Origin of the sequence: Microcystis sp. M090S1, from assembly GCF_020246295.1 — a bacterium.
Lineage (GTDB): Bacteria > Cyanobacteriota > Cyanobacteriia > Cyanobacteriales > Microcystaceae > Microcystis > Microcystis aeruginosa.
On sequence record NZ_JADBTF010000094.1, the window covers coordinates 20,377 to 27,126 of the forward strand.

The 6,750-nt window shown below is 42.6% G+C and carries 9 protein-coding genes and 1 pseudogene; 8 read left to right on the plus strand and 2 right to left on the minus strand.

Annotated features, from left to right (window positions below):
- Positions 1 to 2: 2 nt before the first annotated feature.
- The 4 genes from IM477_RS04320 to IM477_RS04335 all read left to right on the plus strand — a co-directional run bounded on the left by IM477_RS04320 (position 3) and on the right by IM477_RS04335 (position 4,052).
- On the plus strand, positions 3 to 887 hold the full coding sequence (locus IM477_RS04320) for a DUF4435 domain-containing protein (protein ID WP_287730669.1): 885 nt from the start codon (positions 3 to 5) through the stop codon (positions 885 to 887).
- A 274-nt stretch (positions 888 to 1,161) separates the two neighbouring features.
- Complete coding sequence (locus IM477_RS04325) at positions 1,162 to 1,794, plus strand: 2OG-Fe(II) oxygenase (RefSeq protein WP_287628843.1); 633 nt, start codon at positions 1,162 to 1,164, stop codon at positions 1,792 to 1,794.
- 27 nt (positions 1,795 to 1,821) lie between these two features.
- The gene (locus IM477_RS04330; RefSeq protein WP_287730670.1) at positions 1,822 to 2,601 is read left to right on the plus strand and encodes an ABC transporter ATP-binding protein; all 780 of its coding nucleotides are present in this window, start codon (positions 1,822 to 1,824) and stop codon (positions 2,599 to 2,601) included.
- 74 nt (positions 2,602 to 2,675) lie between these two features.
- The gene (locus IM477_RS04335; RefSeq protein ID WP_287730671.1) at positions 2,676 to 4,052 is read left to right on the plus strand and encodes an MlaD family protein; all 1,377 of its coding nucleotides are present in this window, start codon (positions 2,676 to 2,678) and stop codon (positions 4,050 to 4,052) included.
- Between the two features lie 78 nt (positions 4,053 to 4,130).
- Here the strand turns inward: IM477_RS04335 and IM477_RS04340 are convergent, their stop codons facing one another.
- A complete protein-coding gene (locus IM477_RS04340) occupies positions 4,131 to 4,352 on the minus strand; it encodes a type II toxin-antitoxin system HicB family antitoxin (RefSeq protein WP_190723128.1) in 222 nt (73 codons plus the stop codon).
- Positions 4,327 to 4,584 carry a type II toxin-antitoxin system HicA family toxin gene (locus tag IM477_RS04345; protein ID WP_190723127.1) on the minus strand — a complete coding sequence of 86 codons (258 nt, stop codon included), beginning with the start codon at positions 4,582 to 4,584 and terminating at the stop codon, positions 4,327 to 4,329. The genes IM477_RS04340 and IM477_RS04345 overlap by 26 nt, the downstream gene beginning before the upstream one ends.
- A 302-nt stretch (positions 4,585 to 4,886) precedes the next feature.
- Between IM477_RS04345 and IM477_RS04350 the strand changes: the two genes are divergently transcribed.
- The 4 genes and pseudogenes from IM477_RS04350 to IM477_RS04365 all read left to right on the plus strand — a co-directional run.
- Complete coding sequence (locus IM477_RS04350) at positions 4,887 to 5,318, plus strand: DUF29 family protein (protein ID WP_287730672.1); 432 nt, start codon at positions 4,887 to 4,889, stop codon at positions 5,316 to 5,318.
- 7 nt (positions 5,319 to 5,325) lie between these two features.
- The gene (locus IM477_RS04355; protein WP_190723125.1) at positions 5,326 to 5,568 is read left to right on the plus strand and encodes a DUF5678 domain-containing protein; all 243 of its coding nucleotides are present in this window, start codon (positions 5,326 to 5,328) and stop codon (positions 5,566 to 5,568) included.
- A gap of 36 nt (positions 5,569 to 5,604) precedes the next feature.
- Positions 5,605 to 6,618 (plus strand): WD40 repeat domain-containing protein, encoded by a 1,014-nt coding sequence (locus IM477_RS04360; protein ID WP_287730673.1) that lies wholly within the window; start codon positions 5,605 to 5,607, stop codon positions 6,616 to 6,618.
- Between the two features lie 46 nt (positions 6,619 to 6,664).
- Positions 6,665 to 6,750: pseudogene (locus tag IM477_RS04365) on the plus strand (Uma2 family endonuclease); the annotation flags it as partial.

Consider the following 6,750-nt stretch of genomic DNA (forward strand, 5'->3'; position numbering starts at 1 on the left):
TTGTGACTGTTGTTAGCGGTGGCAGAACAATTTTTTGTGAAGGCAAGTCGGATAGCTTAGATTATCGATTGATAAACAAAATAGTTGCCGATATATCGGGAGATAGATGTACAATTATTCCCGCCGGAGGTAAGTTTACATTTTCAAGCTTTGTCCAAGGCTACTTCTCTCGTAACGAGATGAGTAATCAGAGATATATAGTCTTTCGTGATCGAGATTTTGATGCAATACCAACTTCCGACATTCAATTGCTTAAACTGGAGACTAGATTAGGTAATAACTTTACTTATTTAACCTATCGATCCTGTATCGAAAATTATCTTTTAGATGCAGAATTAATATCTAGTTATTGGACGGAAAAATACCAAGAAAAAGTGGACAATCCTAGCTCTAAATGGGGACATGGAAAGCCTCCAGATCAACAGACTATATGGAAATGGATTGAAACTAGCGCTAGGACTATACTATCTTATCAAGCAGTACGCTGGGCTTTAAGTGATTTATTGAGAAAGAGCCAAGCACGGGAACAATTAAAAACAACTTGGACAGGTAGTAGTGGTGAATTACCTGAATCCTTAGCACTGAAACAATGCCAAGAGCAAGCAGTCAATTTAATCAATCAATTTAGACAAGCATTAGAATCAGTTACAGTAGAAGCCTTTCAAACAAGTCTTAATAGCTATCAAAACCAGTTTGAGCAAGAGGATTTTTGGCAAAAAAAACAATACCTAATTTGGTTTCATGGTAAGGATATTCAAAAACAAATGCAGCGACAAGAACCTAACTACATTTCACTACGTCACTTTTATAATTGGGCAATCAATCAGCTTGATATTAATCAACATCTAGAGCTTAAAGAGTTGCAAACAAAAATAGAGCAACTGTGATATTTTTATTTTAGGGGCTTTGGTGATAGCAGTTATCTTAATGGTGAGGTACGAAGTTTTCGTTTTGGGGAGTCTCTGAGTCGGTCGTCGATATTTTTGCCGTTTTTAAACCCTCAAAAATTAATTATGCCAGAGGTTTAATGAACATACCTCATGACATTGGTAAACTTTATATCTTAAAATGCACACAGACAGAACACTTCTGGGAAAATTATCCCCATCTCCCCTAAAAACAAGCTATCCTAAAGATTGCTATCTAGTTCCGATTCTATCCGTGCCTTACTATTCCCAATATCCCGACGCTTTTACTCCCAGTTATCTGAGCGAACTACAAGGACAGATTCTCGCTTGTCCCCACTTCACAGTTAACAATTTAAATCGAGATTTCGTTAAAACCAAAGGCTTTTCTATCGCTTTTCGACGCACACAAATCAGCGAAGTCGAACGAATTTTTCCCTATTTTAAACCCTATCTTGATCGCAGTTTACAAGCTGACTGCAACGCTTTTTATCTTAATCCCTTACTCCTACAAACCGGTTCACGGGTAGATCCCCATATCGATCGCTCCCTGCGCTCCTATTGTAAAACTATCGATCCTCCGCTCCTAGTTAGCGTCCTTTATGTGCAGGTTCCTAGGGATATTCAAGGGGGGGAACTGGTACTAGCAAACCGTCATCGTTCCGTGGCCCAGATTCGTCCTTGTGCTAACACCCTGATCCTCTTTCAAGGAGATCTCACCCATTCAGTTAATCCCGTTAGCTGTTCTGGTATTCGTCTGAGTCTTGTCTGCGAACAATATCGTTTAGATGCCGAAGAATTGCGAGAGATTCCCGAAATGCAGATAGAATCGCGAACCATAAAACCAGAAAAGAAAAAAAAGAAAGATCGGGTCGTTGCCCTACAATAAAAGGACATTTTTGTAAAGATATTCTAGATGGTGATGCGCGAACCGATCGTCGAATTAAGGGGAGTAACTAAAGCTTTCGGCAAGAAAGTAATCTTAAATAACGTCGATCTGAAAGTGTACGAAGGGGAAGCGATCGGCGTGATCGGTCCATCGGGTACGGGAAAATCGACGATTTTGCGCTTAGTCGCCGGATTACTGGCCCCCGATCGAGGAGAAGTGTACATATACGGCACAAAACGCCAGAGAACCGTAGAACAGGGGGAAGATCCCCTCGGTGTTGGTCTAGTTTTCCAACAATCGGCCCTTTTTGACTCCCTCACCGTCGGGGAAAATGTCGGTTTTGCTCTCTATCGCAACTCAAAGCTAAAACGAGCCGAAATCCGCGATTTAGTGGAAGAAAAACTGGATTTAGTGGGAATGTCCGGTTCCTACGACCTCTATCCCTCTGAAATATCCGGAGGGATGCGAAAACGCGTCAGTTTAGCCCGGGCAATTATCAGCGATCCCTCGATCGCCGCCGATCGATCGAATATTCTCCTTTACGATGAACCCACTGCTGGACTGGATCCCGTCGCTTCTACCCGCATCCAGACGGTAATTATGGAACTTCTCAAGGTAAAAAAAGCCTGTGGGGCCCATCTGATTGTCACCCACGTCCACAGCACCATCGAAAATACCACCGATCGCATCGTTTTTCTCTATAAAGGTCAATTTCAATGGGTTGGACCGACTCAAGAGGCTTATCACTCCGAAATCCCCGTACTCAAGCAATTTTTTACCGGCAGTATCGACGGACCAATTCAGTGATCACTGATCACTGATCACTGAAATCCCCCGATTTCTCCTGTAAGATACTGTTTAGAGATGAGGAGTAATTATTTATGCAAGCTGGCGGTTCACAACGAGGGATTTCCCCAACTCTGCGGCAAAGTGGTATCGGTTTAATGTTACTGACATCGGGGGGAATATTAATCTGGTTTATCGCTTGGTTAAGTAATTTTAGCTTCGGGGGACGCAGTTATCGAGCCACCTTTCTTTTTCCTAATGTGGGTGGCATGATGGTGGGAACCCGCGTCGGTTATCGGGGAGTGAGAATCGGGCAAGTGACGGCAATTACCCCAGAACCGGAGGGAGTCGCCGTAGAAGTGGAGATTTCGCCAGCAGATCGCCTAATTCCCAGTAATTCCCTCATCGAAGCCATTCAATCCGGTTTAGTGGGTGAAACCACGATCGATATTACTCCCCTGCAAGCTTTACCCGTCGGTGGTGTTAAAGAACCCCCTTTGAGTCCTAACTGTAATGGGGAAGTGATTATCTGTAACGGTTCCCGTTTACAAGGGCAATCGGCGCTAAATGTCAATACCCTGATCAGATCTTTACTGAGAATTTCTAATCTAGTTAGTGATCCCGATATGGTGGCTGGATTTCGTTCTTTTACCCAACGCGCTGCCAATGCCTTGGGGGGACTCGATCGCTTTAGTGGTGAGGCAACCACTGCTTTAAGCGAGGTACGTCGCAGCGGTACTCTAGGTAAAGTTAATTCGGGGATGAGATCTCTAGAATCCTTACCCCAAGTATCCGGTTCCCTCGATCGCCTTTCTAGTGATCTTTCCGGTGTCGGGGGATTGAGTCAGGAAGCGACTACTTTACTGAGAAGTTTACAGGGAAGTGGCGGCCTGAGAAATTTAGACGCTACCCTAGTAGAGGCCCGAAAAACGCTGCTTTTGGTGGGACAAACCACCGAAGAACTGCGGGTTTTTTTGGCAGCTAATCAAAATCGTTTAATTGCTACTCTCGATAGTATCAAAACTACTAGCGATCGCCTACAAACTACTCTCGCTGCTTTGGATCCGATCCTGACGCAAGTGCAGAAAAGCCAAATCATCGAGAATTTAAACACTATTTCGGCAAATGCTGTTAAATTAAGTGAAAATTTGGGAAATTTTACCGCTTATCTCTCCGATCCTGCCACTGTTGTCACCCTACAGCAACTCCTCGACTCCTCTCGTGCTGCTTTTGCCAATCTTCAGAAAATCACCTCCGATGTGGATGAAATTACCGGTAATCCGCAACTGCGACAGGAAATTATCCGTTTAATCCAGGGTTTAAGTCGTTTGGTTTCTTCTAGCGAACAACTACAGCAGGAATTCGCCCAAGGTCAAGCAATGACAAGAATGGCCGCCCAAATTGCGACAATAGCCCCAAATCCCCCCGCTAATACCCCAGAAAAAGACGCTAAAAAACCTGAATCTGAGTAGCAGAATTTGGGGTTAGGGGTTGGGAAAAAAAAAGTCCGAGCATTTGTACTAAATTGTTTCAAGACCCTGCTAGTGTGCCTAATTTTTTGTCATAGCTAAATGAGGAATTTCTTCACCATGTTGACGATAACTTTCTTTAACGCCTTCCCAAGCTACAATTAATTCATTGAGTGCTGTTTGGGGGCTATCAGCAAAAGCGGAAACGCTAGGCATTTCTACTAAGTATGCTATCCAATCTCTCTCCTCATCTTGGAAGATATTAATGCTAAAACCGTTAAAATCCTCGGTGGTTGGATTCATTTTCTTCCTCCTGTATTTTTAAAAATTGTTTAACTTGATAAGCTTTCGCTTCACCGTTTTTTGTCGGTTGAATAGATAGACGGACTCTCTTGGATGAATACCAAATGTGATGACTTCCTGTTTGATGGTCAAAAGTCCAACCACAAAGATTAAGCAAACTCTCAAATTCGCTAAAACGTAATCCTTGAGGCGAGTTTTTGGCCTTTTCTAGCAGTCTTTCTTTTTTTCCCATCGATCGATCACAACGAACTCAATCCATTTTAGCTTAAAGTTAAAAGAAGGAGATCGCATTTATACATTAGAGATAGAATGCAATTCGCCCATACAATCGCCGAAAATCGCTTAATTTTGCTAATTTTTGAGTCATAATTAAAAACTCCATTTTTAGATAAACAACCATAGCCTAGCACAGAAAAGCTTAAAATAAATGAAAAAATGATTAATTTTTTGTTCAAGATGGTCTTAAATGAGCTTTGGGATAGAGAGACTTGTGGCAAGATATAATTAAGGGGTATTTGGGGAAGAAATTGGATTATGGAAGAACTTTTAGAATTAAAAGCTTTGCTCTTAAAAGGTGATATTAAAGGTTCACTGGCGATTGTAGAAGACCTTGAAGATATGAGCAAAAATGGGATTATTAGCACCATTCGTAGTTATGCTGTTATCTTATTACTTCATTTAATTAAACAACAGGCAGAAAACCGAACCACTCGTTCTTGGGATGTCTCCATTCGCAATAGTGTTAGAGAAATTCAACGCCACAATAAACGCCGAAAAGCAGCAGGATATTATTTAAGTGATCAGGAATTAACAGACACTTTAAACGATGCTTATCTTAATGCTTTGGATGCCGCTTCTTTAGAAGTCGAATCAGGTCGGTATCAATCGGAGCAAATAGAAGCTATAATTGACAAAAATAAACTGATTAGCACTGCTTTTCTTCTCATCAAAAACGTCTCTCCCTAGAAAGATTATGACCAACTCAATCTCTAAAGAACAAGCCCAAGAAATGTTACGTTGGTTAAACAAAAATCGTGACACCGTGATTGATTTATATAAAAATCAATACATTGCTTATAATGAAAAAGGAGTGATTGCTCACGGTGAAAATTTACAGAATGTTCTAGAAGAAGCCAACACAACCAATCAAGAATTTGTCATTTATCTTGTTCCTCGTTGTCGTTATTCTATTCAAATTTTACCCATTCAAGTTTAAAGTAGTTTAAGTTGATTTTGACAACGGCAAAATTCTATGAAAATAACCCTTTATCAACCGACGTTATCGTTATTATTGCTGCTGTTGCTATCCGGTGGTTGTGCAGTCAATCGGGAAAAAGGGAAAACCATCACTCCGCAAGCGTCTCCCCTAGCAGAAATCGTTCCTTGGCAGATGGTCGAACGGGTTACTATTTTAAAAGCCGATCGGGATCCCATCTATGCTTTGGCCATTAGTCCCGATAACTCCTTGCTGCTAAGTGGTAGTTTTGACGGCACGGTTAGGGAATGGGACCTAAAAACCCAAAAACCTCTCAGGACTTGGCAACTAGGTGATACCGTTAACGCTATCCAATTTAGTCCCGATGGTGAGACTTTCGTAACTGCCGATGCGGGGGGAAAAGTGCAACGCTGGAATACGCGCACCGGAAAATTAGAAATGACCTATCCTGGCCATGCTTTTCTCGTTACTGATGCCGCTATTTCTCCCGATGGCAAAATTTTGGCCACGGGTAGCTGGGATCGTACAGTCAAACTCTGGGATTTTCAGACGGGTACACTGTTAAAAACCCTGCGCGGTCATAATCATCCGATTCAGGCGATCGCATTTAGTCCCGATGGTAAAGGAATTGTTAGCGCCGATTACGATGGCTTCGTTAAACTGTGGAAAGTGAGTACCGGTCGCTTTATTCGTGCCTATGCGGGTAATTTATTCCCCGTTTATCGGGTGCTTTTTTCCAAGGATGGTAATACCGCCGGTACTGCTAGTCAAGACGGTTCGATCCGCGGTTGGCAAGTGAAAAGCGGCATCGGCACCACTACTATTCTCGCCCATAACGACGCTGTAACCGATATGGCCCTGCTCGATGGGGGTAAAGTTTTAGCCAGCACCTCCGGGGATGGAACTGTCAAATTTTGGGATGTTAATACCCGTCGGCGCTTGAATACCCTGAAGGGAAACGTCATCCTAAGAATGGTTGCCAGTCATGATGGTCGTTGGTTAGTCACTGGAGATCAAGACGGTGCGATCGCACTGTGGCGGGGAATCTAATTGACTATAATTAAGACTAGAGTGTTTTCTAGGGCGAAATATAGCCATGGCAGCAGTGATTTTAAACTTAGATACAGTCAATCTCAGCGATGAGCAGTTTTACTGTCTCTGTCAAGTTAACCCAGATTGGCA